Genomic DNA, 1,202 nt, shown 5'->3' with positions numbered 1-1,202 from the left:
CTCTTTCCCCACCCCCCCCTCTCCCTATCTGGCCCCCCTCTTCTTCCACCGCCGGTGGCTGCGCTTAACAAATCACCCCCGGCCCCCCCCCGGCGGGCGGGCGCCCTTTTCCCCTGCCCGAAAGGAAAACCGATGAAGGCACTCGTGTACGACGGTCCGGGACGGCGCAGCTGGACCGACCACGCCGATCCCGAGCTCACCGCGCCCACCGACGCGATCGTCCGGGTCGACGCGGTCACCATCTGCGGCACCGACCTGCACATCCTCAAGGGCGACGTGCCCGAGGTCGAACGCGGCCGGATCCTGGGCCACGAAGCGGTCGGCACGATCGTCGAGACCGGATCCGCCGTCACCGGCGTCAAGGCCGGCGACAAGGTGCTGGTGTCCTGCATCTCGGCCTGCGGCCGGTGCGAGTACTGCCGGAAGGCCGCCTACGGCCAGTGCCTCGGCGGCGGAGGTTGGATCCTCGGGCACACGACCGACGGCGTCCAGGCCGAATACGCGCGCGTCCCGTTCGCCGACACCTCGACGCACGTGCTGCCGTCCGGGGTGAGCGACGAGTCGGCGCTGATGCTGGCCGACATCGTCCCGACGTCGTACGAGGTCGGCGTCCGCAACGGCGGGGTGAAGCCGGGTGACACGGTGGTGATCGTCGGGGCCGGGCCGATCGGGCTGGCCGCGATCACCAACGCCCAGCTGTTCGCCCCCAGCACGATCATCGTGGTCGACAAGGAACCGGCCCGCCTCGACGCGGCGAAGTCCTTCGGCGCGGACGTGCTGGTGCAGCCCGGTGACGCGGCGGCCGCGGTGGCCGAAGCGAGCGGTGGGCTCGGCGCGGACGTCGCGATCGAGGCGGTCGGCATTCCGGAAACGTTCGAGCTGTGCACCCGCCTGGTCCGGCCGGGCGGCCACGTGGCGAACGTCGGCGTGCACGGCGCGCCGGCGACGTTGCACCTCGAGGAACTGTGGATCAAGAACGTGACGATCACGACCGGCCTGGTCGACACGGCCAGCACGCCGATGCTGCTGCGGATGCTCGCGGCGGGCCGGCTGGACACGAGCCGGTTCGTCACGCACCGGTTCGGGCTCGACGAGGTGGACGAGGCCTACGACGTCTTCGCCCACCCGCAGGACAGCAACGCGCTGAAGGTCGCGCTGTTCCGCAGCTGAGTCCACGAAGAAGCGGCCACCGTCCGGCTTGG

The 1,202-nt window shown here is 71.0% G+C and carries 1 protein-coding gene; it reads left to right on the top strand.

The annotated features are described in order from the left end of the window. The first annotated feature begins 132 nt into the window (after positions 1-132). Positions 133-1,170, top strand: a complete 1,038-nt coding sequence (locus ACWEVN_RS47975) for a zinc-dependent alcohol dehydrogenase family protein (protein WP_452055730.1) — start codon at positions 133-135, stop codon at positions 1,168-1,170. Positions 1,171-1,202: the final 32 nt, after the last annotated feature.

Source organism: Amycolatopsis sp. NPDC003861 (assembly GCF_053605405.1).
Note: the sequence above shows the minus strand (reverse complement) of the source record. Positions and strands in the feature narration are given on the sequence as shown.